The organism is Nonomuraea sp. AD125B (assembly GCF_041402765.1).
Classification (GTDB): Bacteria; Actinomycetota; Actinomycetes; order Streptosporangiales; family Streptosporangiaceae; genus Nonomuraea; species Nonomuraea bangladeshensis.
Genome location: NZ_JBGLOU010000005.1, coordinates 204,389 through 225,743 on the forward strand (window position 1 = coordinate 204,389; position 21,355 = coordinate 225,743).

At 72.7% G+C, this 21,355-nt stretch carries 23 protein-coding genes; 21 read left to right on the forward strand and 2 right to left on the reverse strand.

Annotated elements, in window-relative coordinates; genetic code table 11:
- Positions 1-3: 3 nt before the first annotated feature.
- The 13 genes from ACBR40_RS15450 to ACBR40_RS15510 all read left to right on the forward strand — a co-directional run bounded on the left by ACBR40_RS15450 (position 4) and on the right by ACBR40_RS15510 (position 12,128).
- Entirely contained in the window at positions 4-1,290 is a 1,287-nt protein-coding gene (locus ACBR40_RS15450; RefSeq protein WP_371249132.1) for a cytochrome P450, read from the forward strand.
- 2 nt (positions 1,291-1,292) lie between these two features.
- Complete coding sequence (locus tag ACBR40_RS15455; protein ID WP_371249133.1) at positions 1,293-2,873, forward strand: peroxidase family protein; 1,581 nt, start codon at positions 1,293-1,295, stop codon at positions 2,871-2,873.
- Complete coding sequence (locus ACBR40_RS15460; RefSeq protein ID WP_371249134.1) at positions 2,870-4,993, forward strand: hypothetical protein; 2,124 nt, start codon at positions 2,870-2,872, stop codon at positions 4,991-4,993. Before ACBR40_RS15455 ends, ACBR40_RS15460 begins: the two co-directional genes overlap by 4 nt.
- Before the next feature lie 10 nt (positions 4,994-5,003).
- The gene (locus ACBR40_RS15465) at positions 5,004-5,228 is read left to right on the forward strand and encodes a hypothetical protein (protein ID WP_344204062.1); all 225 of its coding nucleotides are present in this window, start codon (positions 5,004-5,006) and stop codon (positions 5,226-5,228) included.
- Positions 5,229-5,323: 95 nt separating this feature from the next.
- On the forward strand, positions 5,324-5,659 hold the full coding sequence (locus tag ACBR40_RS15470) for a PadR family transcriptional regulator (protein WP_371249135.1): 336 nt from the start codon (positions 5,324-5,326) through the stop codon (positions 5,657-5,659).
- Entirely contained in the window at positions 5,656-6,057 is a 402-nt protein-coding gene (locus tag ACBR40_RS15475; protein ID WP_371249136.1) for a DUF1048 domain-containing protein, read from the forward strand. The genes ACBR40_RS15470 and ACBR40_RS15475 overlap by 4 nt, the downstream gene beginning before the upstream one ends.
- Positions 6,054-6,818, forward strand: coding sequence for an ABC transporter ATP-binding protein (locus ACBR40_RS15480; RefSeq protein ID WP_371249137.1), 765 nt, complete (start codon positions 6,054-6,056; stop codon positions 6,816-6,818). The genes ACBR40_RS15475 and ACBR40_RS15480 overlap by 4 nt, the downstream gene beginning before the upstream one ends.
- Positions 6,819-6,827: 9 nt before the next feature.
- Positions 6,828-7,592 carry an ABC transporter permease gene (locus tag ACBR40_RS15485; protein ID WP_344204070.1) on the forward strand — a complete coding sequence of 255 codons (765 nt, stop codon included), beginning with the start codon at positions 6,828-6,830 and terminating at the stop codon, positions 7,590-7,592.
- A 63-nt stretch (positions 7,593-7,655) separates the two neighbouring features.
- Positions 7,656-8,885: a cytochrome P450 gene (locus ACBR40_RS15490; RefSeq protein WP_371249138.1), complete on the forward strand. Its 1,230-nt coding sequence runs from the start codon at positions 7,656-7,658 to the stop codon at positions 8,883-8,885.
- Positions 8,886-8,892: 7 nt separating this feature from the next.
- Positions 8,893-9,162, forward strand: coding sequence for a metal-sensitive transcriptional regulator (locus ACBR40_RS15495; protein ID WP_344204074.1), 270 nt, complete (start codon positions 8,893-8,895; stop codon positions 9,160-9,162).
- Between the two features lie 71 nt (positions 9,163-9,233).
- Positions 9,234-10,544 (forward strand): MBL fold metallo-hydrolase, encoded by a 1,311-nt coding sequence (locus tag ACBR40_RS15500; protein ID WP_371249139.1) that lies wholly within the window; start codon positions 9,234-9,236, stop codon positions 10,542-10,544.
- Positions 10,545-10,556: 12 nt separating this feature from the next.
- Entirely contained in the window at positions 10,557-11,129 is a 573-nt protein-coding gene (locus tag ACBR40_RS15505) for a rhodanese-like domain-containing protein (RefSeq protein WP_371249140.1), read from the forward strand.
- Positions 11,130-11,249: 120 nt separating this feature from the next.
- Complete coding sequence (locus ACBR40_RS15510) at positions 11,250-12,128, forward strand: GerMN domain-containing protein (RefSeq protein WP_371249141.1); 879 nt, start codon at positions 11,250-11,252, stop codon at positions 12,126-12,128.
- 29 nt (positions 12,129-12,157) lie between these two features.
- Here ACBR40_RS15510 and ACBR40_RS15515 read toward each other — a convergent pair whose 3' ends face one another.
- Positions 12,158-12,799 (reverse strand): DUF305 domain-containing protein, encoded by a 642-nt coding sequence (locus tag ACBR40_RS15515; protein WP_371249142.1) that lies wholly within the window; start codon positions 12,797-12,799, stop codon positions 12,158-12,160.
- Positions 12,800-12,942: 143 nt separating this feature from the next.
- On the opposite strand from ACBR40_RS15515, the gene ACBR40_RS15520 reads away from it, so the two are divergent.
- On the forward strand, positions 12,943-13,875 hold the full coding sequence (locus tag ACBR40_RS15520) for a ferritin family protein (RefSeq protein ID WP_371249143.1): 933 nt from the start codon (positions 12,943-12,945) through the stop codon (positions 13,873-13,875).
- A gap of 21 nt (positions 13,876-13,896) precedes the next feature.
- Complete coding sequence (locus ACBR40_RS15525) at positions 13,897-14,379, forward strand: DUF2231 domain-containing protein (RefSeq protein WP_371249144.1); 483 nt, start codon at positions 13,897-13,899, stop codon at positions 14,377-14,379.
- A gap of 16 nt (positions 14,380-14,395) precedes the next feature.
- Here ACBR40_RS15525 and nhaA read toward each other — a convergent pair whose 3' ends face one another.
- On the reverse strand, positions 14,396-15,682 hold the full coding sequence (nhaA, locus tag ACBR40_RS15530; RefSeq protein WP_371249145.1) for a Na+/H+ antiporter NhaA: 1,287 nt from the start codon (positions 15,680-15,682) through the stop codon (positions 14,396-14,398).
- A 257-nt stretch (positions 15,683-15,939) separates the two neighbouring features.
- Between nhaA and ACBR40_RS15535 the strand changes: the two genes are divergently transcribed.
- The 6 genes from ACBR40_RS15535 (at position 15,940) to ACBR40_RS15560 (ending at position 21,322) form a co-directional block, all read left to right on the forward strand.
- The gene (locus ACBR40_RS15535) at positions 15,940-16,845 is read left to right on the forward strand and encodes a universal stress protein (protein WP_371249146.1); all 906 of its coding nucleotides are present in this window, start codon (positions 15,940-15,942) and stop codon (positions 16,843-16,845) included.
- Positions 16,846-16,940: 95 nt separating this feature from the next.
- A complete protein-coding gene (locus tag ACBR40_RS15540) occupies positions 16,941-17,282 on the forward strand; it encodes an ATP-binding protein (RefSeq protein ID WP_371249147.1) in 342 nt (113 codons plus the stop codon).
- Positions 17,283-17,545: 263 nt separating this feature from the next.
- Positions 17,546-18,586 carry an acyl-CoA dehydrogenase family protein gene (locus ACBR40_RS15545; RefSeq protein WP_371249148.1) on the forward strand — a complete coding sequence of 347 codons (1,041 nt, stop codon included), beginning with the start codon at positions 17,546-17,548 and terminating at the stop codon, positions 18,584-18,586.
- Complete coding sequence (locus ACBR40_RS15550; protein WP_371249149.1) at positions 18,583-19,689, forward strand: acyl-CoA dehydrogenase family protein; 1,107 nt, start codon at positions 18,583-18,585, stop codon at positions 19,687-19,689. Before ACBR40_RS15545 ends, ACBR40_RS15550 begins: the two co-directional genes overlap by 4 nt.
- Positions 19,686-20,510, forward strand: a complete 825-nt coding sequence (locus ACBR40_RS15555; RefSeq protein ID WP_371249150.1) for an SDR family NAD(P)-dependent oxidoreductase — start codon at positions 19,686-19,688, stop codon at positions 20,508-20,510. Before ACBR40_RS15550 ends, ACBR40_RS15555 begins: the two co-directional genes overlap by 4 nt.
- Positions 20,510-21,322 (forward strand): FCD domain-containing protein, encoded by an 813-nt coding sequence (locus ACBR40_RS15560; protein WP_344204148.1) that lies wholly within the window; start codon positions 20,510-20,512, stop codon positions 21,320-21,322. The genes ACBR40_RS15555 and ACBR40_RS15560 overlap by 1 nt, the downstream gene beginning before the upstream one ends.
- The last annotated feature ends 33 nt before the right edge of the window (positions 21,323-21,355 follow it).

Sequence of the window (21,355 nt, forward strand, 5' to 3'; positions counted from 1 at the left end):
GGAATGGGTTCTGTCGAGCAGGCGACCACGGGCGGCCATCTGGAGAGATACGAGGAGGCGCTGGCCAGGGACCCGATGGCCGCGTTCGGCCTGGTCCGGGAGTGGATGCGCACCGACTGGCGGAGCCTGTTCGCCGAGCTGCGCGAGCGGCGTCCCGTCTTCGTCACCCCCGCCTTCACGGTGGTGACCCGCTTCGCCGACGTCGTCGAGGTGCTCTCCCACGAGCAGGTCTTCTCGGTACGCGCCTTCGGCCCGCGCCTCGACGCCGCGCTGGGCGCCCCGTTCATGCTGGCCAGGGACGCCACGCCGATGAACTGGCGGGAGAAGGGCCTGATGCAGCTCATGCTCGACCCGCGGGACGCGGGCGACGTTCGCGAGCTGGCCGGCCGCCTCGCCGACGAGCTGCTCGACGCAGCCTGGCCGGACGGGCGGATCGAAGCGGTGCACGGGCTGTTCCGTCCCGTCGCCCTCGGCGTGTGCGCGCGCTACTTCGGCGTTCCCGGCCCCGATCCGCAGACCCTGGGCCGGTGGACGCGGGCCGTCGTCGCCGACGGCTTCGCCAACTTCCTCGGCGATCCCGACCTCCAGGCCGCGTCCGTCGCGGCGGGCGCCGAGCTGGTCGCCCATCTGCGTGACCGCCTCGCGGAGCAGCGGACCGCGCTGCGGGACGGACGTGACCTTCCCGACGACGTCTTCGCCCGCCTCGTCCGCTCCGCCCTGCCGCCCGGGGCCGGCGTGACCGACGACCGCATCGTGACCAACATGGCGGGGCTGCCGCTGGGCTTCGTGGAGAGCGCGCCGGGGGCCATGGTCGAGGCGGTCGAGCAGCTGCTGCGCCCGTACGTGCTCGCCGAGGCCACGGCCGCCGCCGGGGACCCCGAGCGGTTCGATCCGTACGTCTGGGAGGCCCTGCGGTTCAGCCCGTTCTTCAAGCTGATCCCCCGGCTGTGCGAGCGCGACCACATCCTGGCCGCCGGGACCCCGCGCAGCACGATGATCCCCGCGGGCACGTTCGTGCTCGCGGCGCCGGCCTCCGCCATGTTCGACGCGGACGTGGTGCCGGAGCCCGAGGAGTTCCGCCTCGACCGCCCCCGCCACCATCAGCTGTTCTTCGGCTCCGGGCATCACGCCTGTCTCGGCGTGCACGTGGCCCTGCCGGTGATCGCCGAGACCGTACGCCGGCTGCTGCTACGCCCCGGCATCCGTCCGGCGGGCCGCGTCGAACGGACGCTCGGGATCTTCCCCGACGCCTTCGAGCTCGGGCTCGGGGCCGAGGGGCGGGAAGACTGACGATGGCGCGCAGCCGAGCACGCAGCATCGCCACGGACGGCCTGGCCAACCGGCTCAGGTTCCTGGCCCTGACCAACGGCCGGCCGTTGTGGGAGCTCCTGCAGACCAGCCGGGGGCTCCGGAGCCGGATCAACGCCTCGCTGATCGACACCGCGGTCCGCGAGATGCCGCCGCGCCCCGAGCCGCTGAGCACGATGGCCGGCTACACCTCGTGGGCCTCGCTGACCGATCGCACCTACAGCGGCAGGCACCTGCCTCCGGTCCCCGGCCGCGAGGGGAACCGGCCCTCTCCCGAGATCGCGGGCGGCCTGTTCGCCCGTGGCGAGTCCATGATCCCCTGCCCGCGCTCGACGGTGCTCTTCGCGTACTTCGCCCAGTGGTTCACCGACGGTTTCCTGCGCGGCGACACCAACGTCCCGCGCGACCCGCGCAAGAACAGCTCCAACCACCACATCGACCTCAACCAGCTGTACGGGCTCAACGAGGCGGCGACGGCCGCGCTGCGCACGTTCGAGGGCGGGCTGCTCAAGAGCCAGCTGATCAACGGCGGCGAGTTCCCGCCCTACCTGTGCGAGAACGGCGCGATCAAGCCGGAGTTCGCCCCGCTGAGCGTCATCCGCTTCGACCGGCTCTCCGGCGCCCAGCGCGACACGCTGTTCGCCACCGGCAGCGACCGGGGCAACGGCCAGATCGGCTTCACCATGCTCACGGTGCTGTTCCTGCGCGAGCACAACCGGGTGGCGCGGCTGCTCGCCCGGGAACATCCGCGCTGGGACGACGAGCGGCTGTTCCAGACGGCCCGCAACATCCTCATCGTGCTGCTGATCAAACTGGTCGTCGAGGAGTACATCAACCACATCACCCCCTACCACTTCCGCTTCACCCTGGACCCGAAGCTGCCGGCGCGGCTGGACCGCTCGCCCTGGCACCGGCAGAACTGGGCCTCGGTGGAGTTCAACCTCGTCTACCGCTGGCACAGCCTCATCCCGTCCTACCTGGCGGTGGGCGGGCGCGAGCTGCCGATGGCCGAGACCTTCTTCGGCAGCGCGCTGATCCCCGGCCCCGGCCTCGGGCGGCTGTTCGAGGACGCCTCCTGCCAGCGGGCCGGCCGCATCGGCCTGTTCAACACCGACCCGGTCCTGCGCGAGATCGACGTGGCCAGCATCGCCGACTCGCGGGCGCTCGACCTGGCCCCGTACAACAGCTACCGCGAGCACTGCCGCTTCCCCCGCGTGCGGACGTTCGAGCAGATCTCCGGCGACCGGCGGGTCAGCGGCGCGCTGCGCGAGCTCTACCGCGGCGTGGACGACGTCGACCTGTACGTCGGGCTGTTCGCCGAGGAACCCGGCTCCCCCGCCGCGATCCTGCCCCCGCTGCTGACCAAGATCATCGCCATCGACGCCTTCTCCCAGGCGCTCACCAACCCGCTGCTGGCTCCCCGGATCTTCAACGCCGCCACGTTCTCCCCCACGGGCATGCGGGTCATCGCCGCCACGCGCACGCTGTCGGACGTGCTGCGCCGCAACACGCCGGAGGACCCGGCCCCCCGTCTGGTCAGCATGTCCCGGCGGACCCGGCCGTGACCGGGCAGGACGCCAGGCGGTTGCGCGCCGCGGCCCGCGAGCTGGTCGACGTCGCGCTCACCATCCAGGACGCGGCGGCCCACGCCACCGCCGCGCTCACCGACGGCGCGCTGCTGCGCGCCCTGCCGCACGCGCCCTCGGCGGCCCGGCCCGCCTACCGCGCGCTGCTGCGGGCCACGACGAACAGCCAGGGCCTCGGATGCGCGTTCGCCGGCGGCGGCCGGCTGCCAACCGCGGCCGCCAAGGCCGGCGCGATGCTGGGGGCCGAGAGCCTGGCCGTACGCGTGCTGGCCACGTCGCTGCGGCTGCGCGTGGCGGCCGTGGCGCTCGCCCACCCCGAGCTGACCGGCGACCCCATGATCGCCCGGCTCATCGACGCGGCCGCCGCCGACCGGGACCTGGAGGCCGTCCGGGCCCTGCGCGCCCTGCTCAAGGACCGTGGCGCGGTGCGCGCGCTCAGCCAGCTCGCCCCGGTCTTCGGCGAGGTCCTCGCGCTGCGCGCGCTGCTGGACGAGAACCCGCTCAACGACGCCGCCGCCTGGCTCATCGCGACCGGCAAGGGCTTCGCCACCGCCGATCCGATCACGGGGATGAGCAACCGGGCCATCGCGGTCCTCGACACCGGCGAAGGGGCCGCGCGCCGGATCGAGCTGACCGCGGCCGAGTCGGCCCGGCTGTGCGCGCGGGGGTCGCTGCTCGGCTTCCTCGGCAACATCAGCGTGCTCGGCACCAACGGGCGGGCCCTCATCCAGAGCGTCGAAGGGCCCGACGGGGTGATCCGGCACGTCCTCCAGGCGCCCGGCATGCGCGTGGGACATCCCGACGGCGAGTCGCCCCAGGACCTGCTGGGCGCGTTCAGCAGCGCCGTCCTGGCCGGCAGTCCCTACAGCCGCGCCCTGGCCGAGGCCGTCGCCGACTACGGGCTGCCCGCGGGCGCGGAGCTGGCGCTCGTCGGGCACAGCGCGGGCGGGGCGGCGATCATGAACCTGGCGCAGGACCCCGGCTTCTGCGCCCGTCACACCGTCACCCACGCCGTCGCCGTCGGCTCGCCCGTCGACTTCAAGCGCCCCGCCGACCCGCGCACCTGGGTGGCCAGCGTCACCAATCAGCACGACATCATCCCCACCCTCGACGGGCAGGGCGCCGGCACCTGCTTCGACCTGCACCCCGACTGGTACGTCGTCGACTACGGCGACGCCACCCACCTGTTCCCGCTCTGCCACGGCATCGACCACTACCGCGCCAACCTCGCCGACGACCTGCCCGAGGCTCGCGAGCACATCGACGAGCGGCTCACGCCGTTCCGGGGGCGGGTCGTGCGGTCCCAGGCTTACCTGCTGTTCGACCGCGCGCCCGATCCGGAGGGGTTCCCCTTCCTGACCGTGCCCACCCGCGCCGTGGACGGTCCCGAAGGGGCCGTCGAGCTGCCGATCAGGTGCCGTGACGGCGACGCGCTCACGGCGTACTTCGCCGCGCACCCGGCCGTGGCGGCCGGGCTGCTGGAGGGCGCCGGGCTCGGGCCCGCCGTACGGGTGGCGGGCCGCGCGCTGGTCGCCGTGCACGCCGCCGCGAACCGGCACACCACGGCGGGCGGCTACGCGGAGCTGCAGGTCGGCGTCGTCGTGCCCGGCCCGTTCCGCCGTTCCCCGGCCGGTTTCGACCTGCTGCGGGCGGCGGACCTGCGCCGCTCCGGCAGCTTCCTCGTCGGCTCCGCCGTCGACACCCCGGTCGTCCACGCCCTCGCTCCCCGGCTGTGGGGCGGCGAGACGTACCTGACACCCCTGGAGCTCCGGCTCGGCGCCCGGGCCGCCCACGTCACCGCCGATGCGATCCTCACCCTGCGCGGGCGGCTCGGGCCCGGACTGCCACTGAACGATCCCGGCCTGGTCGGCTACGCCCGCGAGGCCGGCGCCGTACTGCGGTCCTGCGTACGGACCCGCGGCCGGGCCCGGCTGCACGCGGCGCCGTCGCTGCGGCTGGCCGTCGCGCCGCGCTCGGCACACCCGCTGGCCGACCGGCTCCGCGAGCTGGGGCTCGACGGCGCCCGACCGCTGCTGTGCCTGTCCGCCACCACCCGCCAGGCGCTCCGGGACGCCGCCGTCCCGGTGCCGCCGCGCTGACGGAGGAGCCATGTCCGCCGAGATCGCCGCGCACGCCGAAGTCCTGCGTGCGGACGCCCGCGCCCTCGCCGCCTGCGCCGAACGCCTGCGCGCGATCGAGGCGGGACTGCGGGCCGCCGGCGTGGCGCCGGACTGGCTGCACGCGTCGGTGACCGCCCACCTCGCGGCCTGCGCGGCCGCCGCCGCCGACCTGGAGACCGCCGCGGAGCACCTGCGCCGCTACGCGAGCGCCTGACCCCGGTCCGGCTATTCGGTGTTGCTAGGTACTGGTAGTCAGTGTTACTTTGTACCAGTAGTCAGCAATACCGAGTAGCCGGAAGGAGGTGTTCCGTGGGCAAGCTCGTGACGGAGATGCTCAAGGGAACGCTGGAGGGCATCGTCCTGGCGATCCTGGGCCGCCGGCCCGCCTACGGCTACGAGATCACGGCCTGGCTGCGCGACCAGGGCTTCTCCGACATCGCCGAGGGCACCATCTACGCCCTGCTGGTCCGCGTCGAGCAGCGCGGCCTGGTCGACGTACGGAAGGCCCCGTCGGAGAAGGGGCCGCCGCGCAAGGTCTACTCCCTCAACGCCCAGGGACGGGAGTACCTGGAGGAGTTCTGGCAGACCTGGAGCTTCCTCGCCGGACGGCTCGAACAACTTCACAAGGAAGGCCCGCAGACATGACCGCGGAACCCGGCGAGCCCAAGAGCCGCTACCTGCACTACCTGGAGATCCTCACCGGATCGCTGGAGGAGAAGAAGCGCTGGCGGCAGTACAAGGCGCGGGTCAAGCAGCTGCCCGACAACTACCGCGTCGCGGTCGAGGCCCTGGAGCGCTACCTGATGCACTTCGGACCGGCCGACGGGGCCGGCGCGATGACGATGTACGAGGACGCGGCCGACCTGTTCGAGCAGGGCGCGGCCGACGGCACCCCGATCCGCGACCTCTTCGGCGACGACCCCGTCGAGTTCGCCGAGGCGTTCATGGCCAACTACCCCCTCGGCCAGTACAGGAGACGCGAGCGCGAGCGCTTCACCAGCGCCGTCGACCGCGCCGCAGAACAGGACAGGACACAGCGATGACCACCCGGCAACCCCCCGCCATCCAGGTGCACGGCCTGGAGAAGTCCTACAAGGACCTGCACGTGCTGCGCGGCGTCGACTTCGACGTGGCGCGGGGCAGCATCTTCGCCCTGCTCGGCTCCAACGGGGCGGGCAAGACCACCGCCGTGAAGATCCTGTCCACGCTGCTCAAGCCGGACGCCGGCACCGCCCGCGTCAACGGCTTCGACGTGGTCGCCCAGGCCGCCGACGTGCGCGAGTCGATCAGCCTCACCGGGCAGTTCGCCGCCGTGGACGAGATCCTCAGCGGGCGGGAGAACCTCGTGCTGGTCGCCCGCCTGCGGCACCTCAAGGACCCGGGCGGGATCGCCGACGAGCTGCTCCGCCGGTTCTCGCTGACGGAGGCGGGCGGGCGGAGGGTGGCGACGTACTCCGGTGGCATGCGGCGCCGCCTCGACATCGCGATGAGCCTGATCGGCGACCCGCCGGTCATCTTCCTCGACGAGCCCACCACGGGTCTCGACCCGCAGGCCCGCATCGAGGTCTGGCAGGCCGTCAAGGACCTGGCCGCGGGCGGCACCACGGTGCTGCTGACCACGCAGCACCTCGACGAGGCCGAACAGCTCGCCGACCGGATCGCGATCCTGCACGAGGGCCGCATCATCGTCAACGGCACCCTCGACGAGCTCAAGCGGCTGCTGCCGCCTGCCAAGGTCGAATACGTCGAAAAGCAGCCGACCCTTGAGGACGTCTTCCTCTCCCTCGTCGGCACGAAGGCATAAGGAGCCACGATGGCCAGGCATTTCTTCGGCGACACCACCGTCCTGCTGGGGCGGTCCCTGCGCCACATCACGCGCAGCCCCGACACCATCATCACCACCGCGATCATGCCGGTCGCCATGATGCTGATGTTCGTCTACGTGTTCGGCGGCGCGATCAGCACGGGGTCGGGCACCCCGTATGTGAACTACATGCTGCCCGGCATCCTGCTCATCACGGTCGCCTCCGGCATCGCCTACACCGCGTACCGGCTCTTCATGGACCTGCGGGGCGGCATCTTCGAGCGCTTCCAGTCCATGCCGACCGCGCGATCGTCGGTGCTGTGGGCGCACGTGCTGACCTCGCTGGTCGCCAACCTGGTCTCGCTCGTGGTCGTGATGCTCGTGGCCCTGCTCATGGGCTTCCGCTCGGGGGCGGGAGTGCTCGCGTGGCTGGCGGTGGCGGGCATCCTGACGCTGTTCACCCTGGCGCTGACCTGGATCGCCGTCATCCCCGGCCTCACCGCCAAGTCCCTGGAGGGCGCGAGCGCGTTCTCCTACCCGCTCATCTTCCTGCCCTTCCTCAGCTCGGCCTTCGTGCCCACCGGCACCATGCCCGGCCCGCTGCGCGTCTTCGCCGAGAACCAGCCGGTGACCTCGATCGTCAACGCCATCCGCGCCCTGTTCGCCGGGCAGCCGGTGGGCGACGACATCTGGGTCGCGCTGGCCTGGTGCGTCGGCATCCTCGCCGTCGCGTACGGCTTCGCCATGAGGACCTACCGCCGCAGGATCGCCTGAGACGTCCGTCGACGCAGGACCCGCATGCCCTCAGACGCGACATATCTTGAACGAGGAGAGATCATGGCCGACTTCCCCCACACCCTCGCCGCGATGCCCACCACGCGCCGGCCCGGCTGCCCCTTCGACCCGCCCGAGGAGCTGATCGAGGCCCGCGCGCGGAGCCCGATCAGCCGCTTCCCCTTCCCGGACGGGCACCAGGGCTGGCTGGTCACCGGCTACGACCTGACCCGCGCGATCCTGGCCGACCCCCGGTTCAGCTCCCGCAGGGAGCTCATGAAACACCACCCGATCATCGACTTCGGCGACATCGAGGTCCCCCCGGCCCCGCCCGGCGAGTTCCTGCTCATGGACGAGCCGCAGCACAGCCGCTACCGCAAGCCCCTGGTCGGCAAGTTCACCGTCCGCCGGATGCGGCTGCTGACCGAGCGCGTCGAGCAGATCACCGCCGAGCACCTGGACGCCATGGAGCAGGCCGGACCGGCGGCCGACCTGGTGACCGCCTTCGCCAAGCCCATCCCCGCCGTCGTCATCTGCGAGCTGCTCGGCGTGCCGTACGAGGACCGGGCCTTCTTCCAGGAGAACGTCGACAAGTTCCTCGGCGGCGAGGCCAGTGACGAGGAGGTGATGGCCGCCTACCTCGCCACTCAGCGATATCTCGCCGAGCTGGTGGCCGCCAAGCGCGCCGACCCGACCGACGACGTGCTCAGCGACCTGCTCGACAGCGACCTGACCGACGAGGAGCTGCAGGGCATGGCCCTGATCCTGCTGTCGGCCGGGTTCGACACCACCGCCAACATGCTGGCCCTGGGCACCTTCGCCCTGCTCCAGAACCCCGACCAGCTCGCCGCCCTCCGCGACGACCCCGCCCTCACCGACCAGGCCGTCGAAGAACTGCTGCGCTACCTGTCCGTCGCCAAGCAGTTCTTCCGGGTCGCCCTGGAGGACGTCGAGCTGGCCGGCCAGACCATCGAGGCGGGCACGATGGTCATCCTGTCCCTCAACACCGCCAACCGCGACCCCGAGCGCTTCCCCGACCCCCACGCCCTCGACCTGCGCCGGCGGGACGGCGGCCACCTGGCCTTCAGCCACGGCGTCCACCAGTGCCTGGGCCAGCAGCTGGCCCGGGTCGAGATGCGCGTCGCCTTCCCCGCGCTGTTCGACCGCTTCCCCACGCTCCGCCTGGCCGTGCCGGCCGAGGAGGTGCCCCTGCGCCCGGAGGTTGCGGACATCTACGGGGTCAAGAGCCTCCCGGTCACCTGGGACGTGGCCAAGGTACCCCCGGGGGTATAGTGGGCGCATGGAGCTGAACGAGAGCACGGTGGGCGACGCGCTGACCCGCCTCAAGCGGGCGCACGGCCAGCTGGCCGGGGTCATCGCGATGATCGAGGCGGGCGAGGACTGCACGAAGGTCCTCACCCAGCTCGCGGCCGTCTCCAAGGCGCTCGACCGGGCCGGCTTCAAGATCGTCGCCACCGGCCTGAGGCACTGCCAGGACAGCGAGCGGCGCGGCGACGAGCCGCCCATGAGCGTCGCGGAGCTGGAGAAGCTCTTCCTGGCGCTCGCCTGACACCCCGCGGCCACGGAATGCCGTGGCCGCATCCTTTTGACCTTCATATACCCCAGGGGGTATTTCACACCATGGACGTCCTGTCGTTCCGTACGCCCGGTCTGGGCGACCAGACCTACCTGCTGATCCACGACGGCCGCGGGGTGCTCGTCGATCCGCAGCGCGACATCGGCCGCTTCCTCGACGCCGCCGAGCGGGACGTCGAGCTGCGGTTCGTGCTGGAGACCCACCTGCACAACGACTACGTCTCCGGCGCCGGGCAGGCCGCCGAGCGCACCGGAGCCGAGCTGGTGCTGCCCGCCGCCGCGGCCCCCGCCTACCCGCACACGCCCGCCTTCCACCTGGAGGACCTCGACGGCGGCGGCGGCCTGACCGTACGGCCCGTGCACACGCCCGGCCACACCCCGGAGCACACCAGCTACCTGGTGCTCATCGACGGCGCGCCGGTCGCGCTGTTCTCCGGCGGCAGCCTGCTGGTCGCCTCGGCCGGACGGCCCGACCTGCTCGGGCCCGAGCGCGCCCGTTCCCTGGCCCGCCTGCAGCACCTCTCGCTGCGCCGGCTGGCCGCGCTGCCGCCCGGCACCGCCCTCTACCCCACCCACGGCCAAGGCTCCTTCTGCACGGCGACCGGCGCGGGCCGACTGACCTCCACCATCGGTACGGAGCTGACGGACAACCCGCTGCTGGCCATCGACGATCCGGAGGAGTTCGCCGACGCCCTGCTGTCCGATCCGATGCCCGTCCCGGCCTTCTACCGGCACATGGGCCCGGCCAACACGCTCGGCGTCCCGCCCATGCCGCCCACCGGCGTGCCCGAGCTCAGCGAGCCCGCCGGCCGGGTCGTGGACCTCCGCCCGCGTCACGTCCAGGCCGAGGGCATGCTGCCCGGCTCGTACGGCATCGAGATGGACGACGACTTCGGCAGCTGGACCGGCTGGCTGCTCCCCCGCGGCGAGCCGATCACGCTGGTCGCCGAGCCCGGCCAGGAGATCGCCGAGGCCGTCACCCAGCTCGCCCGGATCGGCGTCGACACCGTCCAGGGCGTCGTACGGGATCTGGGCGAGAACGCCACACAGACCTACCGGCTCGTGGACCTCGACGCCTTCGTCCGGCTCCTGCGCCGGCCGGACGCCCAGTTCCTGGACGTGCGGATGCCCAGCGAGTGGGAGCAGGCACGACTGCCGGGCGCGGTCGAGCGTTTCCTGCCCGACCTGTTCACCCGGGGCGTCCCCGCCGCGCTCGACCAGGAGCGGCCGGTGCTCGTCGCCTGCGCCTCCGGCCGCCGCGCCGCCATCGCCGCCGCGTACCTCGCCGGCGAGGGCTACCGGCCGGTCGCGCTCACCGGGGCGGGCGTCGCCGACGCCCTTGAGAAGATCAAATAGGAGAGAACACCGATGTCCTCTATTGACGCCGCCGCCGCTCGCGCGCTGATCGCGGCCGACCCTGACGTCCTCGTCGTGGACGTGCGCACCCCTGCCGAGTACGGCACGGCGCACATCGACGGCGCCGTCAACCTGCCGCTCGACCAGATCGACGCGCATCTGCGGCGGATCGTCGCCGACGCGGGCGGCCGGCTGCTGCTCGTCTGCCAGTCCGGCCGGCGCGCCGAACGTGCCCGCGCGACGCTCAGCGACGCCGGGCTGCCCGGCGCCGTGGTCCTGGACGGCGGCATGAACGCCTGGATCGCCTCCGGCTTGCCCGTCGACCGGGGCCGGGCCCGCTGGCCCCTGGAGCGCCAGGTCCGGCTCGTCGCCGGGAGCATCGTGCTCGCCTCGGTCGTGGCGAGTTTCTGGATCCCGGCCATGGTGCTGGTCGCCGGGTTCATCGGGGCGGGTCTGACGTTCGCGGCGGTCACCGACACCTGCGCCATGGGGCTGCTGCTGGCCAGGCTGCCCTACAACCGGGCCGGCGGGGTGGACGTCGACGCCGTGCTCAGCCGTCTGGGCGCCTCTCGGGCGGGCGGTTGAGTGCTCGCCCGCCGCGACCGGGCGGGTCACCTGGTGCAGCACGCCCTGGCTGATATTTGCCGGTATCTTCCTGTGACGTCTTGGTGCACCCTGAGATCAGGAGCACTCACGGGGAAAGAGATGATCGCCATGCTCCCGGTCCGCCCCCTCATCGCCACCGCGATGGTCGCCGCCTCCACGGGTCTGCTTGCCGCGCCCGCGCAGGCCGTCCAGCGGCCGGCAGCCACACCCGTCCTGGTGGGCGTCCGCGCCTCACACCACGACGGCGTGGATCGGCTGGTCTTCGAGTTCCGGGGCCGCGTGCCCGCCCAGCGTGACATCCGGTACGTGTCCGAGCTGATCGCCGACGGATCCGGGAAGCCCGTGACCGCCGCGGGAAACGCGCTGCTGCAGATCCGCTTCGGTCAGGCCGCCGGCCACGACCGGCGCGGCGACGTGACGTACGGGCCGGTGCGCCGGACGTACGCGCTGCCCGGCGTCGTCCAGGTGGTCAACACCGGCGACTTCGAGGCGACGCTCACCTTCGGGGCCGGGCTGGCCAGGCGCGTGCCCTTCCGGGTCCACACGCTGACCGGGCCGAGCCGCGTCGTCATCGACCTCGCGACCCCCTACCGTACGGTGCCGGTCCGCGCCTACTTCATGAACGCCGGCCGCCACGCCACGGCCGTGTCACGTCCGGTCGCCGCGCCCGCCACCGCGTACGGCGCGCTGCAACGGCTGTTCGCCGGCCCGACGCAGGCGGAGAAGGCGCAGGGGCTGCGTTTCGTCAGCTCCAAGGCCACCGGCTTCAGCAAGCTCACCATCAGGAACGGCATCGCCAGGGTCTACCTGACGGGCCGGGTCACCGGCGGCGGAGCGGCGTTCACGGTGGCCGACCAGATCAGGCCGACGCTCAAGCAGTTCCCGTCCGTCAAGTGGGTGAAGATCTACGACGCGGCGGGCACGACGCAGCAGCCGGACGGCCCGACGGACTCCGTCCCGCAGTCCCTGGAGCCGTGACCGCGCAGGCCACGGCCTGGGACGACAGGTCAGTCCGGCCCGCGCGACCCCGGTGTCATATCGGGCATTCCGGGCCCTCGCGGGAAGCAGGGCAGGCTCTGCTCCCCGAACCACTGGGTCAGGTACCGCCACATCGTCCGGACCTCCGCCCGCTGGTCGTCGCGCACCTTGCGGGCGAAGCCGGCGACCTCGGCATGCTGCGCCTCGCCGTGCATGAGGAGCTGCTGCGACATCATGATCGCCATCATGTGGTGCGGGATCATGTGCCGCAGGAACGTCTGGTCGAGCTGATCCCCGGAAAGCCCTGACAGATCGGGCATCGTGGTCGCGCGCGGGCTCGGCGCGGGGCTTCCCGGATACCACCGCTCCAGCCAGCCCTTCATGTTGCCGACCTCGGCGGTCTGCGTCGTGACGATGGACTGCCCGAGCTGCCGCATCTCGGGCCGCTCGGAACGCCGCAACTGACGGGCCGCCGTGATGGCGTCCTCGTGGTGCGGCACCATCCGCGACAGGTAGTCGTACTCGCTGGTGACGGGATGCGGCTGCCCGGCTCCCGGGCAGGTAGGTTGGCACGAAGGAGCCTGGGCCGTCGCCGTGCCCCCGGGACCCACGGCGACGGCGGCCAGGACTGCTCCGGCGGCCATCGCGGTCTTCGTACAGCGTCGCTTCATGCGTCCCCCTGACGCCGATCCCCCACCTGCCCGGGCCCTCATCCTTCACTTGGTTTTGCCGTATCGACCGTTATCGACTACCCGGTCCAGGCAAGCCCTCCCCTGATGGCCGTAGGTATCCGTACCCGGCCGGGGAGGTCGAAATGATCACCTTGTCCGCACGCGCCCTCATCACCGGCGCTTTCACCATCGCACTGAGCACGCCCATGGGCGGCGCACTGACCGCGTCCGCCTCACCGGTGGACCCGCCCAGTCCACAGACCCAGAAGGATCTCGACCAGTCGATGCGCGGTGAGGCGTTCGCCAACGCCTCCTACCGTCTGTACGCGGCCCAGGCCGAGCGGGAGAACTTGCCGTCGGTGGCCCGGCTGTTCGAGCGCACCGCCGACGTCGAGCTGGGCGAGCACTTCAGGGAATCGGCCGAGCTGGCCGGCCTCGTGCACGGCGACGCCGAGAACCTGCGCGCCGCGCAGGCCGGGGAGATCTACGAGTCCCGCACCATGTATCCCGGCTTCGCCAAGGAGGCCAAGGCAGGGAGCGACAGCCGGGCGGCCGCACGCTTCTCCGAGGTCGCCCGCGACGAAGGCAGGCACGCGCGGGCGTTCGGCGCCGCGCTGCGCGCCGTCGAGTCCGGCAAGGGCACGCTGCCGAAACCGCCGAAGGCCGAGGCGGAGCAGGTCCCGCAGGGGCCACCCGAGGTCCGCGCGCAGCGGACCAGGACCGCCCTGGACAAGGCGCTGCACGGCGAGGCCTTCGCGTACGCCAAGTACCGGCAGTACGCCGAGCACGCCGAGAACCCGGCCGTGGCGAAACTGTTCCGCGGCACCGCCGACGTGGAGCTGCACGAGCACTTCGCCGGTGAGGCCAAGCTCGCCGGGCTGGTCGGCGACACGCGCGCCAACCTCACCAAGGCCGTCGCCGGCGAACGCTACGAGTCCGAGACCATGTACCCGACCTTCGCCAAGCGCGCCGAGGCGGCGGGCGACACCCAGGCGGCCGAGCGCTTCTCGAACGACGCCGAGGACGAGGCCGGACACGCCCGCGCCTTCCAGCAGGCGCTGGACGAACTGTCCTGATCACTCCACAGGAAACGGAACATGTTCTTCGGACTGCCCTTGCACCCGCTGGTCGTGCACGCCGCCGTGGTCTGCCTGCCGCTCGCGGCGCTCGGCACCATCATGATGGCGTTCTGGCCCGCGGCGGCCCGCCGGCTGTGGCCGGCGGTGCTGTTCGTCGCCACCATCGCGCTGATCGCCGTACCGCTGGCGATCAGCAGCGGCGAGACGCTGGCGGACACGGTCGGGGAGAACGAGCTCATCGAGGCCCACGAGGAGCAGGGCGAGCAGGTGCTGCCGTTCGTCGTCGTGCTCTGGCTGGCCGCGCTGGGCCTCTCTCTGGCGACCCGGTTCAGGGGACACCGCGGGCGCTCGGCAGCCCCCGACGGGGCCGTCGCGCGACCGCGGTGGCACGCCGGCGCGATCATCGTTCTGGCGCTCCTGGCCCTGGTCGGCGGGGTGGGCGGCACCGTCGCCATCGTGCGGGCGGGCCACAGCGGAGCCCAGTCCGTCTGGACCAAGTGAGGCTCCGCGCCGGCGTTCAGGAGGTCTGGTAGAGGTCGGGGACGCCGTCGCCGTCGGCGTCGGCGCTCTCCGCCTCGTGGACGCGCCGGTGGGCGCGGGCCCGCAGCCGCAGGATCACCGTCGCGAAGAGCGCGGCGGCGAGCGATCCGGCCAGTACGGCGACCTTGACCGGCTCCGCGCCGGCCGCGCCGAACGCCAGCTCCCCGATCAGCAGCGACACGGTGAATCCGATGCCGCCCAGGACGGCCAGTCCCAGCAGGTCGATCCAGGCCAGGCCCTCGGCCAGGGTGGCGCGGGTGAAGCGGGCCACCAGCCAGGTCGCGGCCAGGATGCCGAGCGGTTTGCCCACGAGCAGCCCGGCCACGATCCCGGCGGCGACCGGCTCAGTCAGGGTCCCGGCCAGGCCGCTCAGCCCGCCGAGCGCGACCCCGGCCGAGAAGAACGCGAAGACGGGGACGGCGATCCCCGCCGAGATCGGCCGGAACCGGTGTTCGAAGTGCTCGGCCGGCCCGGCCCCGTGTCCGTTCTTCCGCGACAGGACGGGGACGGTCAGCGCCAGCAGCACCCCGGCCACGGTGGCGTGCACGCCAGAGGCGTGCACCAGCCCCCAGGTGGCGAGCGCCGGCGGCAGTAGCAGCCACCACGCCCGCACTCCCCGCTGGACCAGCGCGCCAAAGACCGCGAGCGGGACGAGGGCGCCCAGCAGCGGCAGCACCGCCAGGTGCGAGGTGTAGAAAACGGCGATGACGACGATGGCGATGAGGTCGTCCACCACGGCCAGGGTCAGCAGGAAGGTACGCAGCGCGTCCGGCAGGGAGCGGCCGATCACCGCCAGCACCGCCAGCGCGAACGCGATGTCGGTGGCCGTGGGGATCGCCCACCCCTCTCCCGCCCCGGCCGGACCCGCGATCGCCAGATACACCAGGGCGGGCACGACGACCCCGCCGAAGGCCGCCGCCACCGGCACCGCGGCCCGCCACGGGTCGCGCAGGTCGCCGGCGACGAACTCGCGTTTCAGCTCCAGCCCCGCCACGAAGAAGAAGATCGCCAGCAGGCCGTCCGCGGCCCAGGTGGCCAGATCGAGGTTCAGGTGCAGCGCGGCGGGCCCGACCTCGATCGCCCGCAGCTCCTGGTACGTCTGCGCCCACGGCGAGTTGGCCCAGATGAGCGCGGCCAGCGCGGCGGCCAGCAACAGCGCGCCGCCGATGGTCTCCTTGCGCAGGATGTCGGCGATGCGGCGCGCCTCGGGCCAGCTGCTCCGGCGGAGCAGGCGTGGCGCGTTACGGGTCGGGGTGCCGGGCATGGGTCTCCGCTCGTGAGAGGGTACGGGTCGATCACCTGCCGACCAGACTTCCCGGCACACCTGGTAACAACGTATCAAAACGGGCAAACAACGAGGTTCGGCGGGTGCCGTGGCTACGCGGACGCGGGCCCGCCGTGGGCTTCCCGGCGCACCAGGCTCAGATACCAGCGCGGCGGGCCGAGCCTTTGCCCTCCCGTGGGCTGGTCCCACCGGCCCCGGGGCAGGCAGGACCAGAGGGTTCCTTCCCGGAGGTGGCGGTGAACGACGGCCAGGCCGGCCGGCCCGTCCTGGTCGGCTACGACGACTCGACCGAGAGCCGGCACGCGCTGCGCTGGGCGGTCGAGGAGGCGCGGCTACGGAGGCTGCCCGTGCTGGTCTGTCATGCCCTGCACTGGCCGTACGCCACCAAGCCCGTCTCCGCCGAGATGATGGCGCAGATCGAGCAGGTGGCGCAGGGGGTCGTGGACGAGGGCGTCCACCGTGCGCGCGAGCTCGCCCCCGAGGTGGACGTACGGGGGCTCCTCACGCGAGGCACCCCCGCCGCGGTGCTCCTGGAGGTCGGGCGGGAGGCGGAGCTGACGGTGCTGGGATCGCGCGGGCAGGGCGGGTTCGACGACCTGCGGGTGGGATCGGCGGCCGTCCAGGTGCCCGCCCACTGCGTCACCCCGGTCGTCGTCGTACGCCCGGAGCTCCGGCCGCCCGCCGCCGGCGCCGTCCGGGTCGTGGCCGGCCTGGACGGCTCGCCCGCCTGCCGTACGGCCCTGGACTTCGCCCTGGACGAGGCCGCGCTGCGCCTCGGCACCGTGACGGCGCTGTGCTGCTGGACGGAGTGCGGATCGTCGTCCTGGCCGGATCCGCTGCCCTTCGTGGACTCCCACGCGCTGCGCAGAGGAGCCGAGGACCGCTTCCGCGAGGTCGTGGCGCGCCTGGCCGGTCGTCGCCCGGGCGTGCCGGTGACCACCGAGTTCGTGCCGGAACGCCCGCAGCGCGCGCTGCTCGCCGCCGCCGAGGACGCCGCGCTGCTCGTCCTCGGCAACCGGGGGAACGAGTCCCGTCCGTGCCTGCTCCTGGGGCCGGTCACGCAGAGCGCACTGGCCGAAGCCGGCTGCCCGGTCGCGGTGACCCCGGCGTCCGTCCTGCGACCGAGGATCCCGCCGGACTGACCTCCGCCGAGCGAGCGGCCAGGAGCGAGGAACCGGGGACCGTCGGCGCCGGTGGAACGGATGGCCGGCCGGGCAGGAGGGCCGCGTGTCGGAGCGTGACAGGTTCCTCGTGCCCCGTACTCGACGACGTGTTCCTCCTGCTCAGCGAAGTCGTCACCAACGCCGTCACCCACTCCGACTCCAGTCGCGCCCCCATCGGCATGGTGACAGTCCAGATCGCCCGCATCGGTACGGCCGTCCAGGTTGAGGTGGCCGACGCCGGCTCGTCCACCACCACCCCCGCAGTACGGGCCCCCAACCCTGGACGACGACAACCGCGGAACGGTGTGGTTCCGGCTGACCGGACGCGAGCCCCGAGGAGAGGGCAAAATGTGACTGCGCCGTCCACGCCCGCTTTGAACGCCGCTCGGTCGCCTCGCATGGGCAGGAGCTGGTAGCGCAGTTCGCCCTGCTGGAACTTGTTGATCAGGCGCAGCTCGTTGATCCACTGGGAGCGGTTCGGCGCCGGCTCCGGGCCGGGGGCGAGGACGACCGATCCCATGAAGTGGCTGGGGGCGCTCCCGGTTGATCGGCAGCCGCAAGGTTCGCGAGGCGGGGCTGCGTCGCGTTTAACATCTAAATCATATGCAGGTAAAGGCGAAAATCCGGTACGATCGGCCGTGACGGCGATCCCACTCCAGCGAGGAGAACCCGGACAAAGATGACGGACTGGCAGCTTCTAGCCCCGGACGAGGACAGCCTCGCCCTCGCCGACACCGCCCGCGCCCAGTTCCGATCGCTGCGTGGCCCGGCGGTCATGCGGGCCGCGCTCCACGGCGGCGATCCGGGCGGGTGGGAGACGGTCGCGGACGGCGGCTACGCCGACATCGGGATACCCGAGGAGCTCGGCGGGATCGGCCGGGTGATCGACCTGGTCGTCATGCTCGAAGAAGCCGGGCGCGCCCTGCTCACCGCTCCCCTGCTGGCGTCGGCGCTGGCGTTCCGTACGCAGGTCGCGGCCGGCGTGCACCGGGAGGACTTCCGGCGGGCGCCCGCGGGGTTCGGGATCGCCGAGGGGGTGGTCGACGGGGGCGGCCGGTGCCGTGTCGAGCGGGTGCACGTTCTGGGCGGGCATGGCGCCGCCGCGTTCACCCTGGTCGTGAAGGGTCCGGAGCAGGTGTGGGTCGTCGTGGTCGATCCGGGGGCCGAGGGGGTCGAGGCGGTGGGGCAGGAGACCCTGATCGATCCCTCCCGGCCGTTCCCGGCCTTCCGGCTCGGGCACGAGACGGGCGTGGCCGCCGCAGAGTGGCGGGAGCTGGCGCTCGGGGATCTGGAGCGGGTGCTGTCGGGGGCTCGGGTCTGTGTCGCCGCCGACCTGGTCGGGACCGCCGCGGGCGCTCTGGACGGGGCCGTCGAGCATGTGCTCCAGCGCAGGCAGTTCGGGCGGGCCGTCGGCGGCTTCCAGGCGGTCAAGCATCAGCTCGCGGACGCCTACACGGCGGTGGAGCGGGCGCGCGGTCTCGTCTACGGTGCGGCCCTGAGCCTCGCCGCCAAGGACTGTCTGCTGGCCAACGCGGTCGCGGCCGAGACGGCCGTGCGGGTCACCTCGCTGTACACCCAGCTCATGGGTGCCATGGGGGTCACCTTCGAGGCCGACTGTCACCTGTTCCTGCGGCGCGCCCACCAGACGGCCGGCCTGCTCGGGGAGCCGGACGCCCTCTATCTGGCGGCGGCGCGGATCGAAAGGCGGATCTCCCGATGACGGACGTGACCTCCGAGTTCGAGGCGTTCCTCGACGGCTTCCTGCCCGCGGACTACGCGGAGAACTACCGGCGCTACCGCCGCGACGTGCGGCTCCGCACCGAGTACCAGGCCGCCGCGTTCGACGCGGGCTGGCTGGTCCCCGAATGGGACCGGGGTGAGGGCGGGCGCGGCCTGAGCGTCCCCGACGCGCTGGCCGTCAAGCTCGCCGGCGCGCGCCGCCGGGTGCCGCGGCTGATGAACATCCAGGGCGCCGGGGTCGCGGCGCCGGCCATCAGGTCGTACGGCACCGCCGCCCAGCGGGAGCGGCTGCTGCGGCCGGCGACGCGCGGGGACGAGTGGTGGGCGCTCGGCATGTCGGAGCCCGGCGCCGGGTCGGACCTGGCCGCGCTGCGCACGACGGCGACGCTCGCCGACGGGGTGTTCACCGTCAACGGGCAGAAGGTGTGGACGACGCAGGCGGACGAGGCCCGGTGGTGCGCGCTGTACGTCCGCACCGATCCGGAGGCGAGGCCGCACCGCGGCATCTCCTGCCTGGTCCTCGACCTGCGCAGCCCCGGGGTGGAGGTCCGGCCGATCCGCACCGCCGGGCCGGCGGTCGAGTCCTTCTGCGAGGTCTTCCTCGACGACGTGAAGGTGCCCGAGGACGCGCTGCTGGGCCCGCTGCACGGCGGCTGGGGCGTGGCCATGTCCAGCCTCGAACACGAGCGGGACATGATCTGGATCAACACCTGGCTGGAGACCACCCGCGCGCTGGAGCCCACGCTGACGGCGCCGGAGCTGTCGGAGCACCAGCTCGTCCGGCTGGGCCGGTCGCTGGCGGACGCGGAGGGGGTACGGCTGACCGGGCTGCGGACCGCCGCCCAGCGGCAGGCGGGCCTGCCGTCCCCCGCGTCGTCGATACTCAAGCTGCTCGGCTCGGAGTCGGTGCAGCGCGCGGCCCTGCTGTCGCTGGAGAGCGCCGGGGCGCGGGCGTTCGACGACCCGGCGCTCTTCGACGAGCGGCTCGAATCGCTGGCCGCCACCATCTACGGCGGCACGTCGGAAATCCAACGCAACATCATCGCGGAGCGTACGCTCGGACTACCGAAAGGCACGCCATGACAGAGACCCACCCCCTGCTGGGCAGGACAGCCGTCGTGTCCGGGGCCGGACGCGGGCTCGGCCGGGCGATCTCCACGGCTCTCGCCGGCGCGGGCGCCGTGGTGTGCGGCGTCTCCCGCAACGCGGAGGAGCTGGAGAGCCTCGCGGCCGAGATCAAGGCCGCGGGCGGCCAGGCGTACGCCTTCCCCGCCGACATCCGCAGCCCCGCCGACCTCGACCGGCTGCGCGACGCGGTGCTCGCCGAGGTCGGCGGCGTCGACATCGTGGTCAACAACGCCGGCAACCTGGTGAAGCGGCCGGTCGTCCCGCTGCCCGTGGACGAGGCGTCCGGGGAGAAGGTGGGGCAGCCGGGCTCGGGGCCGGCGAGTGTGGCCATGACCGACGAGGAGTGGGACTCGGTGCTGGACACGCACGTCCGCGGGTCGCTCCACCTCGTGAGATCATTTGTGCCGGGGATGCTGGAGCGGAGGCGCGGCCGGGTGATCAACATCGCGTCCAGCAGCGTCGCCCGGTCGGCGAACCTCACGGTGAGCTACCAGGTGGCCAAGGGCGCCATCGCCCAGCTCACCCGGGCGCTCGCCAAGGAGTGGGCGGCCTTCGGCGTCACGGTCAACACCATCGCGCCGGGGCACTTCCGCACCAGCATGACGCAGGCTCTTCACGACAGTCCAGAAGGTCAGGCCTGGCTGAAGGAGCGCATCCCGATGCGGCGCACCGGTGATCCCAGGGAGCTGGGGGCGCTGGCCGTCCATCTGTCGGGGGACCTCGCTTCGTTCATCACCGGCCAGACCATCTTCATCGACGGCGGTGAAACACTCTGATGACCGAGTCCGAGATCCCCCCACGCCCCCGCCGCATGCCGTTGCGGACGCCGCGGGTGGCCGAGGCCCTGGCGGCGCAGCTCAGGCTGCGCATCCTGGAAGGTGATCTCGCCGACGGGGCGGAGCTGCCCACGGAGCCGGTGCTGCTCCAGGAGTACCCGGTCAGCCGGCCGAGCCTGCGCGAGGCGTTCCGCATCCTGGAGACGGAGGGGCTGGTGGTGGTCCGCCGTGGCAAGCGCGGCGGCACCGTCATCAAGGCCCCGGCGCCGGAGTCGGCCGCGTACCACATGGGGCTGCTGCTGCACGCGCGCGCCACCCCCATGCGGGACCTGGCGGCGGCCCGCAACCTGCTGGAGCCGCTGTGCGCGGAGCACGCGGCGGGCCGCGACGACCACGAGGCGGTCGCCGTACGGCTGCGGCAGCTCAACGAGGAGGCCGCGCAGGTCGTGGAGGACGGGCCGGCGTTCACCGGGGCGTCGGTCAGGTTCCACGAGGGGCTGGTGGACGCGGCCGGCAACGAGACGCTGCGGGTGGTCGTCGGGATGCTGGAGAGCGTCTGGAGCGTCCAGGAGCGGGGGTGGGCCCGCAGGGCGTCCGACGAGGCGAGCTACCCGCCGGTGGACCGGCGGCACGCGGTGCTGCGGGCGCACGGCGCCATCGAGAGGGCCATCGGGGCGGGGGACGCGGCGCTGGCCGGCAAGCTCATGCGGGCGCATCTGGAGGCGTCGCAGCTGTACGTCGCCTCGGAGGACGCCCCGCCCGTCCAGGTGCTGGACGAGTACGGCAACCCGCGCATGGACGGCCGCGACTGACCGAATGAACGGAAAGGCCGGCCAGGTCCTGGC

Excerpts from the sequence above, each read along its gene's own strand:
- ACBR40_RS15545 (WP_371249148.1), top strand. The coding sequence starts at position 17,546 with ATGACGGACTGGCAGCTTCTAGCCCCGGACGAGGACAGCCTCGCCCTC.
- ACBR40_RS15495 (WP_344204074.1), top strand. The coding sequence starts at position 8,893 with ATGGAGCTGAACGAGAGCACGGTGGGCGACGCGCTGACCCGCCTCAAG.
- ACBR40_RS15450 (WP_371249132.1), top strand. The coding sequence starts at position 4 with ATGGGTTCTGTCGAGCAGGCGACCACGGGCGGCCATCTGGAGAGATAC.
- ACBR40_RS15465 (WP_344204062.1), top strand. The coding sequence starts at position 5,004 with ATGTCCGCCGAGATCGCCGCGCACGCCGAAGTCCTGCGTGCGGACGCC.
- ACBR40_RS15560 (WP_344204148.1), top strand. The coding sequence starts at position 20,510 with ATGACCGAGTCCGAGATCCCCCCACGCCCCCGCCGCATGCCGTTGCGG.
- ACBR40_RS15510 (WP_371249141.1), top strand. The coding sequence starts at position 11,250 with ATGATCGCCATGCTCCCGGTCCGCCCCCTCATCGCCACCGCGATGGTC.
- ACBR40_RS15515 (WP_371249142.1), bottom strand. The coding sequence starts at position 12,799 with ATGAAGCGACGCTGTACGAAGACCGCGATGGCCGCCGGAGCAGTCCTG.
- ACBR40_RS15505 (WP_371249140.1), top strand. The coding sequence starts at position 10,557 with ATGTCCTCTATTGACGCCGCCGCCGCTCGCGCGCTGATCGCGGCCGAC.
- ACBR40_RS15455 (WP_371249133.1), top strand. The coding sequence starts at position 1,293 with ATGGCGCGCAGCCGAGCACGCAGCATCGCCACGGACGGCCTGGCCAAC.
- ACBR40_RS15500 (WP_371249139.1), top strand. The coding sequence starts at position 9,234 with ATGGACGTCCTGTCGTTCCGTACGCCCGGTCTGGGCGACCAGACCTAC.
- ACBR40_RS15490 (WP_371249138.1), top strand. The coding sequence starts at position 7,656 with ATGGCCGACTTCCCCCACACCCTCGCCGCGATGCCCACCACGCGCCGG.
- ACBR40_RS15550 (WP_371249149.1), top strand. The coding sequence starts at position 18,583 with ATGACGGACGTGACCTCCGAGTTCGAGGCGTTCCTCGACGGCTTCCTG.
- ACBR40_RS15485 (WP_344204070.1), top strand. The coding sequence starts at position 6,828 with ATGGCCAGGCATTTCTTCGGCGACACCACCGTCCTGCTGGGGCGGTCC.
- ACBR40_RS15525 (WP_371249144.1), top strand. The coding sequence starts at position 13,897 with ATGTTCTTCGGACTGCCCTTGCACCCGCTGGTCGTGCACGCCGCCGTG.
- ACBR40_RS15555 (WP_371249150.1), top strand. The coding sequence starts at position 19,686 with ATGACAGAGACCCACCCCCTGCTGGGCAGGACAGCCGTCGTGTCCGGG.
- ACBR40_RS15480 (WP_371249137.1), top strand. The coding sequence starts at position 6,054 with ATGACCACCCGGCAACCCCCCGCCATCCAGGTGCACGGCCTGGAGAAG.
- nhaA (WP_371249145.1), bottom strand. The coding sequence starts at position 15,682 with ATGCCCGGCACCCCGACCCGTAACGCGCCACGCCTGCTCCGCCGGAGC.
- ACBR40_RS15475 (WP_371249136.1), top strand. The coding sequence starts at position 5,656 with ATGACCGCGGAACCCGGCGAGCCCAAGAGCCGCTACCTGCACTACCTG.
- ACBR40_RS15520 (WP_371249143.1), top strand. The coding sequence starts at position 12,943 with ATGATCACCTTGTCCGCACGCGCCCTCATCACCGGCGCTTTCACCATC.